The organism is Bradyrhizobium sp. SPXBL-02 (assembly GCF_051853065.1).
GTDB lineage: Bacteria > Pseudomonadota > Alphaproteobacteria > Rhizobiales > Xanthobacteraceae > Bradyrhizobium.
In genome coordinates this window covers 3,541,329-3,560,675 of record NZ_CP182474.1, presented here as the reverse complement: position 1 = coordinate 3,560,675, position 19,347 = coordinate 3,541,329, and the positions used below count along the sequence as shown (strand labels likewise).

Here is a 19,347-nt window from a genome sequence, read left to right as displayed (position 1 = left end):
GTGAAATGCGTGACAGGTAATGCAAATTGCAATGCGCCGTTCTCACGATGTATCGCGGCGCCGTCTTTCGTCTGTGATCCAGCCCACAATGTCGCGACGTTTTGCGCGGCCTTGCGCGGGATGCTGTGCCGCATCCGGATGCATAGCGTCCACGATCTCCGCTTGTTAAGGTTAGCTGGCCGGGCGCGAGGCCCGCACCTGCGCCGCTTTCCAATCCGTCGAGTCCCGATGTCAGCACGCCCATTGATCGCTCGCACGGTCCCTGCCCTGCGACGCGCCGTCGACGATCTCCGCAAGCGAAAGGCCACGATCGCGCTGGTCCCGACCATGGGGGCGCTCCATGACGGGCATGTGTCGCTGGTTCGCCTCGCCAGGCGGCGCGCCAGCCGCGTCGTGGTGTCGATCTTCGTCAACCCGACCCAGTTCGCCCCGACCGAGGATTTCGGCGCCTATCCGCGCACCTGGAAGGCCGACATCGCCAAGCTCGCGGCCGAGGACGTCGATATCGTCTGGCATCCCGGCGTCGCGGCCATGTATCCCAAGGGCTTTGCCACCCGCATCGTGCCGGAGGGGCCGGCGCTCGCCGGACTCGAGGACCGCTTCCGTCCGCACTTCTTCGGCGGCGTTGCCACCGTCGTCGGCAAGCTGTTCACGCAGTGCCGGCCGGATGTCGCGATCTTCGGCGAAAAGGATTTCCAGCAATTGCGGGTGGTGACGCAGATGGCGCGCGACCTCGACCTCGGCGTCAAGGTGATCGGCTCCCGCACCGTGCGCGAGCGCGACGGACTCGCGATGTCCTCGCGCAACGTCTACCTCTCGCCCGAGGAGCGCCAGGCCGCCACCGTCCTCTACCGCGCCATGAAAGAGAGCGCCGGGCGCATCCGTGCCGGCGATGCGATTGCGCCGGCGATGGCGGGCGGCGCCACGATGATCAAGTCGGCCGGCCTTGCGCTCGACTATTTCGAGCTGCGCCACGCCGAGACGTTGGCAAAGGTTACCTCGCGCAAGGACGGCCCGTTGCGGATCCTGCTCGCGGCCAAGCTCGGCACCACCCGGCTGATCGACAATATCGCGGTTTAGAGCAGCCCGAGGTCACGCAGCTCGCGCCGCATCGGCTCCGGCATCGCCGCAATCGAGCCGGCCGTGGACTTGCCGAGATCGGACGGTACCGAATCATCAGTCAGATAACGCCAGCCCTGGAACGGGCGCATCGGCCGCGGCGACACCGAGATCACCTTCGGCTGCATCACGATGCGGCAGCGCCCGATGCCATCCTTGTCGCGGAACGGCTCGATGGCGATGATCTTTTCGCGCGCGGCGATCTCGCCCTTGATCACCCAGTAGAGCGAACCGCCGGCGAGGATCTCGGCGTCGCGCTTGGGGACCATGCGGGTGATGTGGATGTGATGTTGCGGCAGACCCTTCTTCTTGGCGGTCTGCATCCGTTCGGCCACCCACTCCTTCAATTCCTTGACGGAGTCGCAGCCGACGGCGAGCTTGATCAGATGGAGTGGCATGCCCAAGCATTAGCCGGGCAGCCGCGCATTTGGAATGCCGATCTACTCGTTATCCGCAGGCGCGGGAGCAGCCGTCGAGGCCGGCGGCGGCGCGAGCGGAACCGGCGTGGCAGGCGCACGTGCAGCCTTTTGGGCCGGCGGTTTTTTCGCAGCCGGCGGGCTTGATGCCGCAGGCGCGGCGGCCTGTGCGGAGGCTGCGGCCGGCGCACGCGGTGCAGCCGCCGCATTCGCGGCCGGCGCGGCCTGGCGCGTCGCCGCCGTGGGCTCCGGATTCATGATGCTGACCGGCGGCGTCGAGGACGCGCTCGGGAACTCGGCATTGGTCGGCTTGCCCGTCGGCACCGACGGCGGCAGTCCGGCGAGCGCGGCGTTGGCCGCCATCGCCGGCGCTGCAGCGGGCGCGTTCCAGGTCGGCGCATAGCGCGCCACCAGCGTGTCGTAGAGATGGGAGTCCATGTTGGCGGCGACCTGCTGCTGGTCGGTCAGCGAGCGGAACGCGGCACAATCGAACTGCGTGCAGCCATCGCGTGCCACCAGCACATGCGCAACGAGGCCGTAGCGATCGCGCTCGAGCGATTTGCGCAGCGCCTTCATGTCGAGTGTCAGGCTCTTCTCGGCCGTGGCGGCGTCGCCGAGCGCGGTCAGCCGATCGATCCTGGCCGCCGTGGAGGAGACCGCCGCAGCCGCAGCATCAGGCGCGCCGAACAGCGCCTTCTCGCAGCCCGCGGCGACGACATCGCCAGCGAGATCGTCGAGACAGGACAGCGCAGGCATGCTCGCCGTCACCGCAGCTTGCGCGCGCGCCTCGGCCGGAGCGGACGGCGCCTCCGGTCCATAGAGACGCATCGTGGCTGCACCGGCGATCACGATGGATAGCAGGGTGATGACGGTCAGCGCCCCGTTGGCGACGGATCTGTCGGCGCGCAGCAGCGTAATCAGGAGGATCAATCCGAAGAATCCGGCAGCCGCCAGCGTCATCCACATCGGGAAGGCCGGCGAACGCCAGATTTGGTCGAGCGAAGTGGCCCATGCCCAGTTCATGCGCGACGGTTCCTCACGCGAGCAAAGAGCGGATGGTCAAGCGAGCACCGCGAGTCGGCGACTGCCCCCGGCCCACCTTGTGAAGGCGAAGCGGGCCTTTTGACGGCGGCAGAATACAATCCCCGGGAGGCGCCTATGCGCTGACGGCGTCGGCGTTCAGGAGAGCGCGAGCTGGCTTTCCTTGGCAACGCGCTCGAAGGCTTCGGTCGAGCTTTTGATCCGGTACTGGCAGTCGTCGCCGTCGGTCGGAAGCAGACGGATGACCTCATACGCGCCGCTCGCAGCCGGACGCGCGACATTGCTGGCCGTGAACAGGACGCGCGTTCCCACGGGGAATTTGTGCTTCAACACCCTCTCCATCACTCAAACAGCGCCGCCTCGCCCAGTGTCCCACTGCGATGGCGGCCGGAAACCCGGGCCGCTGTATAGCACGCGTCGCGCCGTTTTGGCCAGCGCCATGCCGGCATGGCACGCGCTCGGATTTTGCAGTCATTTCAGAATGATAGGAGACAGCCGGCGGGCCGATGGTACCGCCGGAGAGGCTCATTCCCCCCGGCATGTCGCAGGCGGTGTCGCAGCCCCCGATCCCACGGCCCTCGCCCATTGCAACCCCGAGAGGCGGCCGGACGGCACGCGGCCGGCCGCCGCCGTCAGACCTTCCGGTCAGGCGTCCTCGAACTTGGCGATGACCAGCGTTTCGGCCAGCCCGTCGCGCGTCCATTCCTGGAACGCCGGCAGCGCCATCATCGTCTCCATGTAGGCCTTGGTGTCCGGCGCCACCTCGATCGCATAGGTGCGGAAGCGATGCACGACCGGGGCGTACATGGCGTCCGCGGCACCGAAGCGGCCGAACAGGAACGGCCCCTTCGCGCCATAGCGGGTCCGGCACTCGCGCCAGAGCTCCTCAATGCGCGCGATGTTGGCCTTGGCGTCCGCCGACAGCGCCACGGGACCAATCGGCCGATGCAGGTTCATGCCGCATTCGTTGCGCAGCGGCACGAATCCGGAATGCATCTCGGCGCACACCGAACGGGCATGCGCGCGCGCCGCGACATCGTCGGGCCACAGCTTCTTTTCCGGGTAACGCTCAGCGATGTATTCGATGATGGCGAGCGAATCCCACACCGTGACGTCGCCGTCGACCAGCACCGGCACCTTTCCGGCGCGGCTGAAGGACAGGATCTGCTCCTTGTCGGCGGGATCGTCGGTGTAGAGCGGGATCAGCGTCTCCTCGAACGGGATGTCGTTGGCGCGGAGCGCGAGCCAGGGCCGCATCGACCATGACGAGTAGTTCTTGTTGCCGATCGCGAGCTTTAGCGCAGTCATGTCACTGGTCCTTCATTAGTCCTGCGGTTGCAGCCGCTTTTAACGCCATCGCCTGCCGCCAATCAATCGTTGCTGCGTCCCGTCATGCGTGGCAATCGTTGCGATCCTTGCCAGGAGACGGACATGAGCAGGCATTGGGTCGACATTACCGCCGTCGGCTTCTTCATCATCGAATGGCTGGCCTATGCCCTCACGCTGGAGCACTCGGCCTATGCCCGCAACAGCCTGTCGGCGCGCATGAACCGCTATCGCGAGGTTTGGGTGCGCCGGCTGCTCGACCGCGACACGCGGATGGTCGACATGCAGATCATGGCCTCGCTGCAGAACGGCACGGCCTTCTTCGCCTCCACCAGCCTGTTCGCGCTCGGCGGCGCGCTGGCGCTGCTGCACGCCACCAACGACGCCATCACGATCCTGAGCAAGCTGCCGATGGACCTCAGCACCTCGCCGGCGATGTGGGAGCTGAAATGCGTCGGCCTCGTGCTGATCTGCGTCTACGCCTTCTTCAAATTCGCCTGGGCCTATCGCCTGTTCAACTATGTCGCGATCCTGTTCGGCGGCATGCCGCCGGCCTCGCAGCGCGACACGCCCGAGGCCGAAGCCCACGTCATCCGCACCTCGCGCCTGTTCGAATCCGCCGGCCGGCACTTCAACCGCGGCCAGCGCGCCTTCTTCTTCGCGCTCGGCTATCTCGGCTGGTTCGTCAGTCCCTGGGTGCTGTTCGTGACCACGGCAGCCGTGGTGGTCGTGACCTGGCGACGGCAGTTCGCGTCCAGCGCCTGGGCCGCGATGGCACCGGAGGTGGTGGTGAATGGTGACGAGGGAATGAAGCGCGGGCATTGATCTCTCTTGTCCCGGACGCAATGCAGCGCGAAGCGCTGCTTCGCAGAGCCGGGACCCAGCGCCGCACGGATTGCTCGGAGGCAACTACGAGACTACGCGCTATCCGCCAAAATCCCGCGGGCTGAACGGCAGGTCCAGCACCTTCCATTCCTCGTACAAATTGGCCGGCAGCATCTTGTAGGGCTGGCAGTTCTGCAGCGCGCTCGTCGCGGACTTGACGATGGCCACGCCCTTCGCGGACGGCGGCGCCGCGATCAGGATGGGCTCGCGCGCCAGCGTGCCGTCGGTGGCGAACACCGTGCGCAGCTTGACACGGACGTTGTCGGTCGGTGCGACCCCGGCCGGCAGCTTGGCGCAGGTACGCAAATGACGGCGAAGCTCCGCGATGACCTCGGACGGAAGCTTTGCAGCGATTGAATCGTTGGCATCGCCGCCGTCGTCCCTGGCGCCTTTCGGCTCGACCGGCAATTCGGGCGGCAGGCCCAGCATGACCCCGTACTTGATGGTGACGTCCGGCTGCGGGGCCTGATAGGCCGGCTGCGGCGCGGTCTGCGGTGGCGGCTGCGTGTTGGCTTCACGCTGCTTCGCGGCCTGAGAGGGTTCCGGCTGCTTCTGCTGCGGCTCGGGCGAGGCCTGCTGTGATGGTGCTGCCGCCTGCGGCTTGGCCGCGGGCTTCGATGCCTCGGCCTTGTCGGTGACGTCCGGCTTCGGCAGCTTCAGATCGGGAAGCGACTCCGGCGGCTTCGCCTCGTCCTTCTTCTCCTCGGCCTTGGCTTCCTCATGCTTCACCTGCTCCGGCGTGACGATGTCGACCGTGACAGTCTCGGGCGGCCGGCTCTGAAACGGTCGGACCTCGCTGATCACGATGATCAGCGCCACCAGCGTCAGATGGGCGATTGCCGACGCCGCAATGTCCGTCCGTATGATCTTCCGCAGTTCCATGGACCGATCTTGGGTTGCCGCCGCGGTCCTAGCATACCCCGGGTCCCTCTCAATCCCATTTCGGGGCGAAGCCGAAATCGGTCAGGCGTCCCCTCGGATGGGCGAGCGCGGCGATCCGGCTCATCTCGTCTTCCGACAGCTCGAAATCGAAGATCTCGAGGTTTTCCGACAGGCGCTCGATGCGCGAGGTGCGCGGGATCGCAGCGACATTCTGTTGCACCAGCCAGCGCAGGCAGACCTGCGCCGGCGTCTTGCGGCGGACGCGGCCGATCTCGGCCAGCGTCTGATCGGACTTGACGCGGCCCTTGGCGATCGGGCTGTAGGCGACGAGGGCAAGGCCATGCCGGTCGCAGGCCGCCCTCACCTTCGCCTGGTCGAGATAGGGGTGATATTCGACCTGGTTGCAGACGAGCGGCTCCGCCGACAGCGCGACCGCCTGCTCGATCAACGCCACGGTGAAATTGGAGACGCCGATGTGGCGGGTCAGGCCCATCGTCTTCGCATGCGACAGCGCGCCCAGCGTCTCCGCCAGCGGCACGTGGGGATTGGGCCAGTGCAACAGCAACAGATCGACCGAGGGAAGCCGCAGGCGGGCGAGGCTCTCCTTGACCGAGCGCTCGAGATCATAGGGCGCGAAATGGTTGGTCCAGACCTTGGTCGTGAGGAAGATGTCGTCGCGGCGCACGCCGGAGGCGCGCAAGCCGTCGCCGACCTCGCGCTCATTGTCGTAGACCTGCGCGGTGTCGATATGACGATAGCCGAGCCGTAGCGCCTGCTCGACCACGCGCGCGCAGGTGCGCCCTTCCAGCTCCCAGGTCCCGAGCCCGATCGCCGGGATCCTTGCGCCATTGGCCTCAACGAACAGCATGAGGAATCCTCTTCCGTTGCGGCAGCCCCGGTCGACATTATGGACCTCGTCCGTGTTGGTTGCCAACGGACGTCAGTGCTATCGGGACGGATATTCAGGGCAATGCTAACAGGAGGTTCGCACGAGGCTTCACGCCTTGATGTCACGCCTTGGCGAGCGCCTGGAACACGGTGTCGGGCGCATGCGCGATCACCGCCAGCAGCGCGCGGGCCGGGCCGCGCGGGGCGCGCTTGCCCTGCTCCCAGTTGCGGATGGTCTCGACGGGAACGCCGAGCTTGGCGGCGAACTCCATCTGGGTCAGGCAGGCGCGCCGGCGCAGATCGCGCACTGCGAGCGGGCCGGTATCAGCCGGCGCCGCATGGGCCTTCGGCTCGACCGAACGCGGCTGGACCGGAAATTCCTGCCCATCCCGCAATTCGACGATCCGTCCGTCCGCCTTCAGCCGCAACCGCATGCCCATTCCCCCAAGCAGAGGCGATGATGCGGCAGGTCGCTTAAAGTCGGATTAAAAGCGCAGCGCACTCGGGGCACGAGGGTTGGGGTGCCCCCCGCCGCCTCCCCCGTCATTGCGAGGAGCTCTTGCGACGAGGCAATCCAGGATCTTTCCGCGGAGGGAATCTGGATTGCTTCGCTACGCTCGCAATGACGTGGAGAGAGCGTGCGCCGTCGCTACTTCAACCCGAACCAGAGCGTGGCAATTCCGAGGAAGGAGAAGAAGCCGACGACGTCGGTCACAGTGGTGACGAAGGTGCCCGACGCCACCGCCGGGTCGGCCCGCACGCGATCCAGCGCCATCGGGATCAGGATGCCGCCGAGCGCGCCGGCGACGAGGTTGCAGATGATGGCGAGCCCGATGACGATGCCGAGGCCCGGGATCTTGAACCAGGCCACCGCCGCGATGCCCGTGATCACGGCGAAGGCGAGGCCGTTGACGAGGCCGACCAGGGCCTCGCGCATCACCACGCGCCAGGCGTTGGAGGAGCCGAGTTCGCGCGTCGCCAGCGCCCGCACCGCCACCGTCATGGTCTGGGTGGCGGCATTGCCGCCCTGGCTCGCCACGATCGGCGCCAGCACCGCGAGCGCGACCATCTTCTCCAGCTGCCCCTCGAACAGGCCGAGCACGGAGGACGCCAGAAACGCGGTGGCGAGGTTCACCAGCAGCCAGTTGAAACGGCCGCGGGCGATGGTGAGGAAGGTATCCGACAACTCTTCGTCGCTGGTGACGCCACCGAGCGCCTTGAGGTCCTCGTCGGCCTCTTCCTCGATGACGTCGACGACGTCGTCGACGGTGATGACACCGACGAGGCGGTCCTGGGTGTCGAGCACGGGTGCGGCGACGAGATTGTACTTGCCGAACATGCGCGCCACCTCCTCCTGGTCCTCCAGGACGGAGACGCGGCGGCGGTCCTCGTCGGTGAGTTCGGTCAGCGCCACCGGCCGGCGCGTGCGCAGGAGCACGTCGAGCGGCACCGCGCCCTGCCAGTGCTGCTCCTTGTCGACGACGTAGATCTCGTAGAAGCGGTCGGGCAGATCCGGCGTCTCGCGCATGTAGTCGATCGCCTGGCCCACGGTGAAATCCTGGGGCACGGCGATGAACTCGGTTTGCATGCGGCGGCCGGCGGAGTTTTCCGGATACAGCAGGCTGCGCTCGAGCGCGACGCGCTCCTTGAGCGGCAGCTTCTCCAGGATCTCCTCCTGCTCCTCGGCGTCGAGGGTTTCCAAGAGCTCGACCGCATCGTCGGATTCGAGCTCGCGGACGCCCTCGGCGACCGTCTCCGGCGGCAGCTCCTCGAGGATCTCCTCGCGCACGGTCTCATCGACCTCGTTCAGCGCCGAGAAGTCGAAATCGCGGCCGGTGAGCTCGACCAGGCGGACGCGATCGTCGGGCTCGAGGGCGCCGATCAGATCGCCGAGATCGGCCTCGTGCAGCTCCGCGACGCAGGCACGCAGCGCAGCACTGTCGCCGGCCTCGATCGCACGGGCAATTTCCTCGACGAATTCGTGACGAATTTCGCCGTCTTCATTGCGCATCGGCACGTGGTCGAGTACCGAATCCGCAGCGGATGGGGCAACGTCCATATGTTCATCCATGGCGCGCCTCGCCGTTTGACAGGTTGGAACGGGTGGTATGAGCTGAGGGTTCAGGCAATACCCACAACGCAAAGCCGAGCGCAATGACAAAGATGCTGCGACTGAGGTGGACCTCGACCATGACGGGCGCGCTCGCCGCGACCGTCATCGGCACTGCCGCGACAAAGGCCGCCGAATGCCCGCGCAAGGACGCACTCGGCACCTCGCGCGTCCTCAGGGTCGATCCCAAGACCTACCCGCGCGTTGGCGTGAAGAGCTTTCCGCAGACGCTGCCGCTGGCCGATCGCGAGGTCGTGCTGACCTTCGACGACGGGCCGAACCCGCCGACCACGTCGAAGGTGCTGGCGGCGCTGGAACGGGAATGCGTGCGCGCGACCTTTTTCCTGATCGGCCAGCACGCCTCCGAGCATCCCGACATGGTCAAGCGCATCGCCCGCGAGGGCCACACCGTCGGCCATCACTCCTTCTCGCATCCGTTCATGGGGCATATTCCGTTCGAGAAGGCCATGGCCGACATCGACCGGGGCATTGCCGCGGACGAAATGGCGCTGCACGGAACCTCGACGACGACACCTTCGACGCCGTTCTTCCGCTTCCCCTATTTCGAGTCGACACAAGCACAGCTCGACCTGCTCCAGTCGCGGGGCATCATTGTGTTCGGGGCCGATCTATGGGCCAGCGACTGGGAGGAGATGACGCCGGAGCAGCAATTGAAGCTCGTCACCGATCGCCTCGCCGCGAGCGGCAAGGGCATCATCCTCTTCCACGACAACAAGGCGCGCACGGCCGCAATGATGCCGGCGTTTCTGCGGTATCTAAGGGAGAACGGCTATCGGGTGGTCCACATCGTACCGGCTGGCGCATCACAGAAAAGCGCCGAAACGCGCTGATGCCGGAATGTCACGCCGGGGCAAAATGGGGTGATTTGGGGGCAATTAACACTCTGTTCATGCTACGGCGTGCAAAGATGAGGGCGGCTACGGCTGAACCGTTTTGAGCCATCTCCGACCTATCTAGGCGCCAATTGCATGGGGGCAGACGAGGTTCATGATCGGAAGTAGCGTTGTTTTGCGGACGCGATCGTGGATCGTCCTTTGTCTGGGAATGCTCACCGTCGGTTCGCCGGCTGCGCTTGCGGCCGACTGTCCCGGCCACCCCGACGCCCTCGGCACCTCCCGCACCCTCGTTGTCGATCCGCGCGAGCATCCGCTGATCGGCACCATGCAGTACCGCGAGACGCTGCCGCTGAAGGACCATGAGGTCGTCCTGACCTTCGACGACGGTCCGATCCCGAAATATTCCAACCAGGTGCTCAAGATCCTCGCCGACGAATGCATCAAGGCGACCTTCTTCATCGTCGGCAACCAGGCCAAGGCCAATCCGGACGGCGTGCGCAAGCTGGTGGCGGCGGGCCACACCGTCGGTACGCACAGCATGGACCATCCCCTGACCTTCGACCGGATGCCGATCGAGAAGGCCGAGGCGGAGATCAATGGCGGCATCGAATGGACCGCAGCCGCGATGACCGATCCCTCGCAGCTCGCCCCGTTCTTCCGCATTCCCGGCCTGATGCGCGCCGAGGGCGTCGAGAACCATCTGATCTCGCGGGGCATCCAGGTCTGGAGCGCCGACTTCCCGGCGGATGACTGGCGGCACGTGTCGTCCGACCGCGTCTACCAGCTCGCGATCCAGCGGCTGGAGGCCAAGGGTAAGGGCATCCTGCTGCTGCATGACATTCAGGCCCGCACGGTGGCGGCGCTGCCCAGGATCATCCGCGACCTCAAGGCGCGCGGCTATCGCATCGTGCATGTGGTGCCCGCCACCGCCGAGCGGCCGGCGACGCCGACCACTCAGGTCGAATGGCTGCTGCATCCGCCATCGGAGACGACGCCGATCGCGCGCTGGCCGCGCGTGCCGAACTTCGTGTTCACGCAGACCAAGACGCTGCCGGCGCCCGCGCTCGCCGACCTCAATGCGCAGGCCGAGCACCAGTCGCTGCTGCCGCGCCGGAGCAAGGGCCAGATGGACCTCGCATCCACCCTGCCCGTGCCCGGCCGCGATCTGTTCGCGATTCCGGAAGGCTCGGTCGAGGTGCTGATGTCGACGACCTTGTCGCGGCGCGCCGCGACCCGGCTTGCCATGGCGGCGGAGAGGCCCCACCCGGCCAAGGACAAGGCAGCACAGGGCAGAGCTGCGAAGGGCAAGACGGCCAAGCTGCACGGGCGGAGGACCGCCCAAGCGGCGCCGGCGGCAGAGGATCATGCCGCGCAGCCCGTCGACATCGTACCCAAGAACACCGCATCCAAGGGCGCCGCTTCCAAGGGTGCCGCTTCCAAGAGCGCAGCGCCCCGTCCGACCCGCGTCGCCAGCCTGAAAAAACGCGCTTAGGGCCGCTATTGCCGCATGATGGCGGCGACGCAGAGCAGCACGATCAGCGCCAGGAAGAACAAGTCCATGTAGGACTTGAGCTCGCCGTCGCGCCGCAGCCGCGCGACGTCGGCGATCACCTGCTTGCGCGCGCTGGTGCCGCCCGAACCGTCGTTGATCGGAGCCTGAAGGCGCTTGGTCTCGGCCTCCAGCTTCTCGATCTTCTGGAAGAAGTAGAACGCCCGCAGCGTCGAGGCCGCGCGCATGGCGGCATAGACCAGCACCAGGATCGCCAGGATCGCCCGGTTCGGATACTTCTCCATGAAGTTCAGGCTGAAATAGACCACAGCCATGAAGGCGAAATTGGTGAGGAAGCGATAGACGAAGCTGAGAAAGACCATGCTGGCTCGAACCTTGAGGGGGTCGCAACTCTACGATGTTGCAAAGTGCGGGATCGGGACCCAGACCGGAACGGCGAGCCTGGATACGGCCCGTCTACGCCAAGTTTGTTTCAACAAAGATACTGCCGCCCCCGCAACTAGCCGCCTTTTAGCCTGACGCGGCCATAAGGCAAGCCGGGGCTTGGCCCTGGCCTCGCGCGCGCGAAGGGCCCGCAACGGCTCAATAGCGATTTGGCCGAAGGCGCGGTAAACTGCGACCGCCGCCAGATGTGGGGTTCTTCCGATGCCGAAGAAGGGAATCACGGGCCACGACGACTGGGTTCTGACCGAGGCTCTCGCGACCGCCCTGGTCGCGCTGGAGCAGCTCGAGCCGAAGCACCAGCCGAACGCGCATATGGACGACATCCGCAAGCTGCTCGCCAACGGCAAGGAGCCGGCAGCGGTGAGCCTGCACCTCGCGCAGGCCAAATGCCGCCTGTTTCCCGAGCTCGACCCGTTGGAGATCTACCGGGAATACGGTATCGGCGATGAGTATGGCTGAGGCGGCGCGTCAGGGCAGCACAAGCCCTGCGCGGCGCAGCGGGTTAGTTTTGCGAGGTCTTCAGCAGCGGGCATTCGCTTTGGCTCAGCGGAAGATAGGCTTCCTCGGCAGGGATCGTCTCGACCACGCTGTAGTAGTCCCAGGGGGCTTTCACGTCCGCAGGCTTCTTGACCTCGACGAGATAGAAATCGTGCACCAGCTTGTTGTCGGCGCGCAGCCGCGCGCCCGGTGCATAGAAATCGTCTACCGGCATTGACCGCATCTTCTCCAGGACGGCATTGGTTTCATCTGTGCCCGCGACAGCCGCGGCCCTCAGATATTGCAGGACGGCCGAATAGACGGCGGCTTGTGGCGCGGTCGGCATGGCGTTGTGAAGCTTGTAGAACCTCTGGGCGAACGCCCGCGTCGCTTCGTTGAGAGCCCAGTACCAAGCGGTGACCGTGGTAAGGCCCTTGGCGGTTTCGGGACCCATGGCGTGAACATCGGTCAGGAACATGAGTTCGGCGACCGCCTTCTGAGGCCCCGTATTCATGCCGAATTCGTTCCATTGCTTCATCGAGGTCACGAGCTGTTCGCCGGCATTGGCGAACGCGATCACCTTGGCCTTTGAGGCCTGGGCCTGGAGCAAGAACGAGCTGTAATCGGCATTTCCCAGCGGATGAAAGACTGCGCCGAGCGACTTGGCGCCGCTCGCCGCGAGCACGCGCTGTGACACTTCGACCATGTTGCGTCCGAACGCGTAGTCGGACGCGATGAAGAACCAGCTGTTATATCCTTGCGACACCAGCCTGCGGACCGAGCCGGCGACCAGATTGTAATTGTCGTGCAACCACATCAGGCCGGTGGGCGAACATTGCCTGCCACCGATTTCGGTGGTTCCGACCGCAGAGTAGATAACGATCCTGTTCTTGTCGCGTGCGATCGACTGGATGGCGAGCGCAACGGCAGAATTTCCGACATCGGCCACCATGTCGATGCCGTCCACGTCGAACCATTTGCGGACGATCTGGGCACCGATGTCCGGCTTGTTCTGATGATCGGCGACGACAATGTTGACCTTGAGCCCAGGCGTGGCCTTCTGAAAATCCTCGACCGCCATCTTCGCGGCGACAACAGAGCCTGGTCCGGCAAGGTCCGACAAGGGTCCCGCCTGGTCGTTGATGATGCCGATGCGGATCACATCGCCGGAAAAATCGCCGGCCTGACTCCGTTCGGCGCATGCGACCGCCCCGAGCGTCAGGATGAGGCCGAAGGCCGACCGGCAAACCCGGATAGGCCATGACTTCGACGCGCCTGCGCGATCCACCATCTTCCCCTCCACTCTGCCCGCGAGGACTGCCGGCGATGACTGCCCTGAAATCGCCGGTGCTACCCCTCCTGGTGAACAACTTTCCTGACGAATTCCAGTCGACGCGCCTGCGCCGGCGCAACCCGCTCCTTCATGGCGGCCAGGATCGCCGCCGGTGCCGTATCCGGCGAGCCGGCATTGAATGGGGGTGCGGGATTGTATTCCATGCGGAGCTGGACCATTTCCGCTGCCGCGCGGCCTCTCAACATCGAGACCAGCGTGAGTGCAAAGTCGATGCCGGCGGTTATGCCGCCGCCGGTCATGCGGTTGCGGTCGATGCACACCCTCTCCCGCGACACCTCCGCTCCGAAAAACGGCAAGGCATCGGTCGCCGTCCAATGCGTGGCCGCGCGATAGCCTTTCAGGAGACCGGCTGCGCCGAGTACGAGCGAACCGGTGCAGACCGACGTGACGTATTTCGCGCCGCGCGCCTGCCGACGCAGAAAGGCAAGCACCTCCTCGTCCAGCATCAGCTCGTCGGTGCCATAGCCGCCGGGGACACAGATCACGTCGAGTTGCGGGCAATCAGCGAATGTGATGGTCGGCGTCAACGCGATCACGGAATCGCTCGGTACGGGCTCGATGCATTTCCAGATCAAATGCACCATGACGTCAGGCAGGCTGGAGAAGACCTGGGCAGGACCGGTGAGATCGAGCTGTGTAACGCGGGGAAACACCAGAAGGCCGATCTGCAACGGACCCGACATATCCAACCTCGACATCGCGCTTGACGACGTCAGCGTGCCATGTTGGCCTTGTGGTCGGAAACGGCGTAATTCCCTCATTTTTGGACGCGTCCATGATCGGCTTCCTGATCTTTCCCGAATTCCAGCTGCTGGATGCGGCCGGGCCGATCTCGGTGTTCGAGATCGCAAGACGTCACACGCCGAATGCACCGCGCGTGATCAACGTTGCGGCGAAGGCCGGGGCGGTGCGCAGTTCGTCTGGCACCGAGATGCTGGCGCGCAGCCTGCGATCGGCGAGCTCCGTTACGACTCTTTTCGTGGCTGGTGGAGAGGGCGTCGAAGCTGCGGCGCGTTGCAACACCACGATCTCCTTCATTCAAAGACTGGCGCGCCGTGGCGTGCGCATGGCCAGCGTTTGCTCCGGCGCCTATCTGCTCGCCGAGGCCGGCGTCCTCGATGGCCGCTGCGCAACCACGCATTGGTCCTGTACCCGCGACTTCATCGGGCGCTATCCGAAGGTCAGGCTCGAACCGGACCAGATCTTCACACGCGATGGCGGCGTATGGACTTCGGCGGGAATCACGGCCGGGATCGATCTGGCGCTCGCCATGATCGCGGAGGACCATGGCGAGGAGATTTCGCAGGCAACCGCCCGCCAGCTCGTGCTCTACCATCGCCGCAGCGGCGGCCAATCGCAGTTCTCGAGTCTTCTCGAGCTGAAGACGCCGAACGGGCGCTTCGGCAGCCTGTTGTCGTGGGTGCGCGAGAATCTGGATGCGTCTCTCACGGTCGAGGCGCTTGCCGAGCGCGCAGGGCTGAGCTCAAGGCATTTCGTCCGCTCCTTCATCGCCGAAACCGGATCTACGCCGACAAAGGCGGTCGAACGCTTGCGCGTCGAGGTGGCGCGGGAGCGGGTGCAGTCCTCCGGCGAGACGATCGAGCGCGTCGCGCGAACCACCGGCTTTCGCGACCCCGAGCGGATGCGAAGGGCCTTCATCCGGGCCTTCGGTCAGCCGCCACAGTCGGTGCGACGCTCCGCCCGGATCGCGAGAGCTCCGGAAGACCGGGTTTAAGGCCCGCCGGCGACCGATCCCGCAATCACCATGACCAGCGCGCCGAGGTCGATCTTGCCGTTGACGGTCAGCTCCTCCGAGCCCTTCGCGTCTGCCGCGCCCTGGACCTTCAGCGATTGCGGCCGGTCGGCGGCCTGGCGCTGCAACTCGCCGACGATCGCTTCCTTGAGCTTCTCTTCCAGCATGGGCTCTTCCTTCGCGGGTCCGTCCAGTCAAGACGGCAGCCCGCGCTTCGTTCCCGTCACGCAAACCGCGGCGGCAGGCTGTTGTGGATCGTGCAGGCGGCGATGGCGGCATGGCCGAACGCGACCGATATCTGGTGCAGGTCGGTGACGACGTCGCCGATGCCGTAGAGCCCGGTGATCGACGTGCGCTGATGATCGTCGACCTCTAGATAACCCTCCCCGGTATGGTCGGCGCCAAGCGCCATCGCGAGCTGCGAGCGCACCTGCGCACCCATGGCGGGATAGACCATCTCGAACTGCGCCGTATGGCCGTCGGCGAAGACGGCTTCGACGCCCTCGCCTCTTCGCCGCAAACGTAGATCGGGCGCGAAGACGACCTCGACGCCCGCCTCGGCCAGCCGTGACGTTGCCGACCGATCGTCATCCGGTCCGGTCGCGAGCAGCGTCACGTCGCGCGAATAGCCGCGCAGGAACAGCGCCTTGCCCGCGGCACGCGCGAGTGGGCCGATGACGCCGATGCGGCGGCCTGTCGCCTCGAAGGCGTCGCAGACCGGGCAGTAGCGCAACAGGCCGTCGGCGACGGCGGCGCGCCAATCGTCGAACGGCGGATGCGTGTCGACGATCCCGCAGGCGAGAATGACGGTGGCGGCCGCATGCGTGCGGCCATTCCAGCTCGCTTCAAAGCCATGTTCGTGACGCTGCAACGCGTTGACCTCGGCCTTTACGCGCGTGACGGCGAGATCGTGCAGCTGGGCCGACATCCGCTCGACCAGCTCGGTGCCGGACAGGCCGTGGACGAAGCCCGGGACATTGTGGCTGCGCGGGATCAGCGCCGCCCGGCTCGCGCCGGCGTCCACGACGCAGACGCGGCGGCGAAAGCGCGCCAGATAGATCGCAGCCATCAGTCCGGCCGGGCCGCCTCCGACGATCAGGCATTCAAGCTGCGCGCCGGTCATTTCGGGTTCGGGTCCGCAAGAGCGGCGCCGGGCTCCTCGAGGTGCCCGCTCCGCGCCAGCCGGACCGCGTTGCCGAGTGCGCGCGCCGCATTCTGCACCCCCTGCTGGAATTCGTGGTCCTCGTCGAGCTCGCGATGCGATGTGGCGTATGGCTCCCCGTAGCCGACATAGCCGTCGAGTTCGGCGTAGCGGCCCGCCGAGATCAGCTGCATGTCGGTCAGCCAATCGGACAAGGTCCGGCGCACGCCCTCGGCGCCGACCGCGTCGCCGTGAACGACGACGCCGAAATGGCGGCCGGCGAGATGGCGCGGATAAGGCCAACCCTTCAGCTCGATGGCCTTGGCTTCCGCGGCGTTCTTGCCGTGGGTCGAGGTCGGATCGGGATTGCCGCCGTCGGCGCAGACCATGCGGTCCATCATCGCCTTGAGCCCGGCGGGCACGTGATACCAGTTCACGGGGGTCACGATCAGAATGCCATGCGCCGCAACCCAGAGCGGATAGATCTCGTTCATCCAGTCCTGGGTCTGGCCCAGCGAATAGTTCGGATAGCAGCTGCACGGCCAGTGGCACAGCGGCATGGCGGTGCCGACGCAGGACTTGCAAGGATGAATGGTCTTGCCGAATTCCGAGGCGAGGCGCGACAGATCGAGGATGTCGACGGCAAATCCCATCTCGATGAAGACGGGCTCGGCCAGCTCGACCAGCCGCCAGGTCTTGGACATCTCGCCGGGGCAGGTGTGCTCGCTGCGGGCCGAGCCGTTGATGATCAGGATGCGAGGCGTCACGTCGGCATCGTCATGGCGCCGCTGCGCCTCCAGGATTTTTGCGCGCGCATCCAGCCAGTCGACGGCGAGATCGTAGTCGGGGTCGGCGAAGCCTGCGCCGGCCTTCCGCGTCAATGGTGCCTTGCGCGAATGGCTGTAGGCGTCCCAGGCCGCCGCGATGATGGCATCGAGCTCACGGCCGAGCGGAGCAAAGACGGGATCGACGAACTGACGCCTGTAGCGCCGCTCGAACTCCTCGCGCGACAGCTTGACGGGCGGCATCCCGTTGCGAATGTCGGCATCCGTCATGCTGGCTCCTGGCGAAGTCGGTGTCCTCCGACCAACCCGGCGCCCAGCGTGCGGTTCCCAACACTCTACCGGCGAGCAAGCTCCTGCGGCGCATCGAATTTGGCGATCCGTTGATCGAGCCGCCACAGCTCGATGCGATGCACCAGGACGAGCGAGGCGGCTTCGCGCTTGGCCTGCTCGTCGTCGTCGCAGACCAGGTTGATGCATCCGAACACGTGCCCGTCCGGATCGATCTGGAACGCGCGGTAATGCTTGATGCTTGCCACTATGATTGTCCTCGCCTTGGAGCGACGGGTGCGCTCAGCCAATCCGTGAGGTTCAAGGTCACTTCGTTCTGCTTGGCGCGGCGCAGCAGCATCTCGCGTTCCCGGCCGGGCGGCAGGCTGAGCGCGCGCTCGCGCGCGCTTTCGGCAAAGGCGGCCAGCCGCTCCTGAAGCGTTTGGGTCTGTTTCCTGCGGTTTCGTTTGGCGGTCATTTCACTTTCGCGGAAAATTCGGTTGTGGGGAAATAGGCCCCGGCGGGGGATCGGGCGCCGGGGCCCGAGTTCTCTTGTCACTCAAGTCGCTTGCCGGTTGAGGCGGCTCAGCCCGGCAACGATTGTAGCTTCCGTCGCAACGGCCGGTTCCAGCATTTCAATAAGTTAACGCTGCGCGATTTTGCGCAAAGCACAACGCAGGACCGATCGATCCGGACTGCGCCGGAACCGAAATGCTGATTCGTATGTTCAAGGACGACTTGAAGGAGGATCATCATGGCAAAAGCAGCATGGAAACGACCGGGCTCGCCGATCGGCCGCAAAGGCCCGCGCAAGGCAAATCCCGCCTACAAGCGCCGCGCGCGCGAGCCTTGGACAGCGGCGGATGTGAGCAAGCTTAAGCAGCTTGCCAAGGGCAACACGCCGACCGGCGTGATGAGCATCAAGCTGCGGCGCCCCGTCGCGGCGATCCGCAGCAAGGCGCAACGCGAAGGGATTTCGCTGCGGCCGGTCAACCGCTCGCCCTACAACCGGCGAAGCAAGGCCGCGAAGCGGCGCTGACGACAGGCACCGCCAGGCGCCGTCGACCTAGCTCGGCGGCTGCAGGCCCGGCGACCTCAGCCACTCGCTCATCTGAGACCCCGTTTCCGCCTGGCGCGCCTTGCGCAAGATCTCGTCGCGCGCCGCGCCGGGCGGAAGCAAGCTGGCCTGTTCGCGTAGCCGCTCCGCCTCAGCGGCGAGCCGCGCTTCCAGGGTGTCGATTTGCTTGAACCGATGTCGCGTCCTCATCAGGCGTCCTCCTGGTGCATGAGGTCGAGCGCGCCGTTGCGTTCCGACGGGGTTGGTGGCTTCCCGGCTGCATAGCGGGGCCGATGATCTAACGTTCCAGAAACGGAACGGTTGCAGTTTCTGCGAAAACACCGCAGTTACGATTCCTCGTTGTCGCGGCGCGCCTTGATCTCGGAGCGAAGCATGGCGCTGTCCATGACGGCCAAACGCAAATCGTTCACCGCATCGCCGTAGCGCCCCGCAACTCGTCTGTGCTGCTCCCGGAGGGCGCGGCTCTCTTCGATAGCGCGAGTGGCGCGGGCAAACAGGGCGTCAGGCATCCGTTACGATGCCACAACGCTCGAGCGCGCGCGCTTGCATAGGTTACTCAAATCGCGCCAACGGCTCAAAAAGCGCCGGCGATTAACCTGGATTAAGCCGTCACAACCCCGCCGGGACCGTTCTCGACCGCGCGCCCGGTGGCCCTGAAGGGGATTTACGGGCAGATCCCCGATTTGCTTAGCTGAAACGCCGCAGCGGGTGTACGGTGACATTATCACTGGCTGAGGCTCTGCCCGTAGGCGCCGGTGGCTGAGAGACCGATGGTGCTCCCGCCTGCGTGATCCAGGGGAGCGCTTGATGGCCAAGCAGATTCACCGTCTGTTGCAGTCGGACGAGAAGCACGTCGAGGAAGTTCGCAAGACAATCCGCAAGGCACGAGCAGCGCTGGAGCTGCCCCTGCCGGATACGTTTCTCGGCCGGCAAACTCAAGAGCCCTTTCCAAGTGAACACGATGTGCGGGACGGGCATCGGCATAAACCGGCCTGATTGCGAGCATGACGCCTG

26 protein-coding genes are annotated in these 19,347 nt (G+C 65.7%); 8 read left to right on the top strand and 18 right to left on the bottom strand.

Annotated elements, in window-relative coordinates:
* The first annotated feature begins 228 nt into the window (after positions 1-228).
* Entirely contained in the window at positions 229-1,080 is an 852-nt protein-coding gene (gene panC, locus ACNJYD_RS16500; RefSeq protein ID WP_439366944.1) for a pantoate--beta-alanine ligase, read from the top strand.
* On the opposite strand, the gene ACNJYD_RS16495 is transcribed toward panC, so the two are convergent.
* The 4 genes from ACNJYD_RS16495 to ACNJYD_RS16480 all read right to left on the bottom strand — a co-directional run bounded on the left by ACNJYD_RS16495 (position 1,077) and on the right by ACNJYD_RS16480 (position 3,884).
* A complete protein-coding gene (locus ACNJYD_RS16495) occupies positions 1,077-1,517 on the bottom strand; it encodes a DUF1489 family protein (protein ID WP_212255048.1) in 441 nt (146 codons plus the stop codon). The two genes, panC and ACNJYD_RS16495, sit on opposite strands and share 4 nt — an antisense overlap.
* 42 nt (positions 1,518-1,559) lie before the next feature.
* Positions 1,560-2,558, bottom strand: a complete 999-nt coding sequence (locus ACNJYD_RS16490) for a hypothetical protein (RefSeq protein WP_439366942.1) — start codon at positions 2,556-2,558, stop codon at positions 1,560-1,562.
* 156 nt (positions 2,559-2,714) lie between these two features.
* Positions 2,715-2,918 (bottom strand): hypothetical protein, encoded by a 204-nt coding sequence (locus ACNJYD_RS16485; protein WP_152033469.1) that lies wholly within the window; start codon positions 2,916-2,918, stop codon positions 2,715-2,717.
* A gap of 303 nt (positions 2,919-3,221) precedes the next feature.
* Positions 3,222-3,884, bottom strand: a complete 663-nt coding sequence (locus ACNJYD_RS16480) for a glutathione S-transferase family protein (protein WP_439366940.1) — start codon at positions 3,882-3,884, stop codon at positions 3,222-3,224.
* 123 nt (positions 3,885-4,007) lie between these two features.
* Between ACNJYD_RS16480 and ACNJYD_RS16475 the strand changes: the two genes are divergently transcribed.
* Complete coding sequence (locus ACNJYD_RS16475) at positions 4,008-4,727, top strand: DUF599 domain-containing protein (protein WP_172783337.1); 720 nt, start codon at positions 4,008-4,010, stop codon at positions 4,725-4,727.
* A gap of 99 nt (positions 4,728-4,826) precedes the next feature.
* On the opposite strand, the gene ACNJYD_RS16470 is transcribed toward ACNJYD_RS16475, so the two are convergent.
* The 4 genes from ACNJYD_RS16470 to mgtE all read right to left on the bottom strand — a co-directional run bounded on the left by ACNJYD_RS16470 (position 4,827) and on the right by mgtE (position 8,628).
* The gene (locus ACNJYD_RS16470; protein ID WP_439366938.1) at positions 4,827-5,669 is read right to left on the bottom strand and encodes a hypothetical protein; all 843 of its coding nucleotides are present in this window, start codon (positions 5,667-5,669) and stop codon (positions 4,827-4,829) included.
* 49 nt (positions 5,670-5,718) lie between these two features.
* Positions 5,719-6,537, bottom strand: coding sequence for an aldo/keto reductase (locus ACNJYD_RS16465; RefSeq protein WP_172783335.1), 819 nt, complete (start codon positions 6,535-6,537; stop codon positions 5,719-5,721).
* A 142-nt stretch (positions 6,538-6,679) separates the two neighbouring features.
* Complete coding sequence (locus ACNJYD_RS16460; protein WP_172783334.1) at positions 6,680-6,997, bottom strand: helix-turn-helix domain-containing protein; 318 nt, start codon at positions 6,995-6,997, stop codon at positions 6,680-6,682.
* A 209-nt stretch (positions 6,998-7,206) separates the two neighbouring features.
* Positions 7,207-8,628, bottom strand: coding sequence for a magnesium transporter (gene mgtE / locus ACNJYD_RS16455; protein WP_172783333.1), 1,422 nt, complete (start codon positions 8,626-8,628; stop codon positions 7,207-7,209).
* An 83-nt stretch (positions 8,629-8,711) separates the two neighbouring features.
* On the opposite strand from mgtE, the gene ACNJYD_RS16450 reads away from it, so the two are divergent.
* Positions 8,712-9,518 (top strand): polysaccharide deacetylase family protein, encoded by an 807-nt coding sequence (locus ACNJYD_RS16450; protein ID WP_260379459.1) that lies wholly within the window; start codon positions 8,712-8,714, stop codon positions 9,516-9,518.
* Positions 9,519-9,675: 157 nt separating this feature from the next.
* Positions 9,676-11,016, top strand: a complete 1,341-nt coding sequence (locus ACNJYD_RS16445) for a polysaccharide deacetylase family protein (protein ID WP_439366935.1) — start codon at positions 9,676-9,678, stop codon at positions 11,014-11,016.
* Positions 11,017-11,021: 5 nt separating this feature from the next.
* Here ACNJYD_RS16445 and ACNJYD_RS16440 read toward each other — a convergent pair whose 3' ends face one another.
* Positions 11,022-11,396, bottom strand: coding sequence for a hypothetical protein (locus ACNJYD_RS16440; protein ID WP_172783330.1), 375 nt, complete (start codon positions 11,394-11,396; stop codon positions 11,022-11,024).
* Between the two features lie 283 nt (positions 11,397-11,679).
* Here ACNJYD_RS16440 and ACNJYD_RS16435 point away from each other — a divergent pair, with 283 nt between their 5' ends.
* Positions 11,680-11,937, top strand: coding sequence for a hypothetical protein (locus ACNJYD_RS16435; protein WP_172783329.1), 258 nt, complete (start codon positions 11,680-11,682; stop codon positions 11,935-11,937).
* A 43-nt stretch (positions 11,938-11,980) separates the two neighbouring features.
* Here the strand turns inward: ACNJYD_RS16435 and ACNJYD_RS16430 are convergent, their stop codons facing one another.
* Both ACNJYD_RS16430 and ACNJYD_RS16425 read right to left on the bottom strand, forming a co-directional pair.
* Positions 11,981-13,246, bottom strand: coding sequence for an ABC transporter substrate-binding protein (locus ACNJYD_RS16430; protein WP_439366933.1), 1,266 nt, complete (start codon positions 13,244-13,246; stop codon positions 11,981-11,983).
* Between the two features lie 59 nt (positions 13,247-13,305).
* Positions 13,306-13,992, bottom strand: a complete 687-nt coding sequence (locus tag ACNJYD_RS16425) for a DJ-1/PfpI family protein (protein WP_439366932.1) — start codon at positions 13,990-13,992, stop codon at positions 13,306-13,308.
* A 92-nt stretch (positions 13,993-14,084) separates the two neighbouring features.
* Here ACNJYD_RS16425 and ACNJYD_RS16420 point away from each other — a divergent pair, with 92 nt between their 5' ends.
* Positions 14,085-15,044 carry a GlxA family transcriptional regulator gene (locus ACNJYD_RS16420; RefSeq protein WP_172783326.1) on the top strand — a complete coding sequence of 320 codons (960 nt, stop codon included), beginning with the start codon at positions 14,085-14,087 and terminating at the stop codon, positions 15,042-15,044.
* Here the strand turns inward: ACNJYD_RS16420 and ACNJYD_RS16415 are convergent.
* From ACNJYD_RS16415 to ACNJYD_RS16395, 5 genes are all read right to left on the bottom strand, one after another.
* Positions 15,041-15,229 (bottom strand): hypothetical protein, encoded by a 189-nt coding sequence (locus ACNJYD_RS16415; protein ID WP_172783325.1) that lies wholly within the window; start codon positions 15,227-15,229, stop codon positions 15,041-15,043. The two genes, ACNJYD_RS16420 and ACNJYD_RS16415, sit on opposite strands and share 4 nt — an antisense overlap.
* A 56-nt stretch (positions 15,230-15,285) precedes the next feature.
* Complete coding sequence (locus tag ACNJYD_RS16410; protein ID WP_439366930.1) at positions 15,286-16,185, bottom strand: NAD(P)/FAD-dependent oxidoreductase; 900 nt, start codon at positions 16,183-16,185, stop codon at positions 15,286-15,288.
* Complete coding sequence (locus tag ACNJYD_RS16405; RefSeq protein ID WP_439366929.1) at positions 16,182-17,258, bottom strand: flavodoxin family protein; 1,077 nt, start codon at positions 17,256-17,258, stop codon at positions 16,182-16,184. Before ACNJYD_RS16405 ends, ACNJYD_RS16410 begins: the two co-directional genes overlap by 4 nt.
* Positions 17,259-17,323: 65 nt before the next feature.
* Positions 17,324-17,524 (bottom strand): hypothetical protein, encoded by a 201-nt coding sequence (locus tag ACNJYD_RS16400; RefSeq protein WP_212255037.1) that lies wholly within the window; start codon positions 17,522-17,524, stop codon positions 17,324-17,326.
* On the bottom strand, positions 17,524-17,733 hold the full coding sequence (locus tag ACNJYD_RS16395) for a hypothetical protein (protein WP_172783321.1): 210 nt from the start codon (positions 17,731-17,733) through the stop codon (positions 17,524-17,526). Before ACNJYD_RS16395 ends, ACNJYD_RS16400 begins: the two co-directional genes overlap by 1 nt.
* 276 nt (positions 17,734-18,009) lie before the next feature.
* Between ACNJYD_RS16395 and ACNJYD_RS16390 the strand changes: the two genes are divergently transcribed.
* Positions 18,010-18,294 (top strand): hypothetical protein, encoded by a 285-nt coding sequence (locus ACNJYD_RS16390; protein ID WP_439366928.1) that lies wholly within the window; start codon positions 18,010-18,012, stop codon positions 18,292-18,294.
* Positions 18,295-18,321: 27 nt separating this feature from the next.
* On the opposite strand, the gene ACNJYD_RS16385 is transcribed toward ACNJYD_RS16390, so the two are convergent.
* Both ACNJYD_RS16385 and ACNJYD_RS16380 read right to left on the bottom strand, forming a co-directional pair.
* On the bottom strand, positions 18,322-18,522 hold the full coding sequence (locus ACNJYD_RS16385) for a hypothetical protein (protein ID WP_212255035.1): 201 nt from the start codon (positions 18,520-18,522) through the stop codon (positions 18,322-18,324).
* Positions 18,523-18,659: 137 nt separating this feature from the next.
* Positions 18,660-18,842, bottom strand: coding sequence for a hypothetical protein (locus ACNJYD_RS16380; protein ID WP_439366927.1), 183 nt, complete (start codon positions 18,840-18,842; stop codon positions 18,660-18,662).
* Between the two features lie 298 nt (positions 18,843-19,140).
* Between ACNJYD_RS16380 and ACNJYD_RS16375 the strand changes: the two genes are divergently transcribed.
* On the top strand, positions 19,141-19,329 hold the full coding sequence (locus ACNJYD_RS16375; RefSeq protein WP_439366926.1) for a hypothetical protein: 189 nt from the start codon (positions 19,141-19,143) through the stop codon (positions 19,327-19,329).
* The last annotated feature ends 18 nt before the right edge of the window (positions 19,330-19,347 follow it).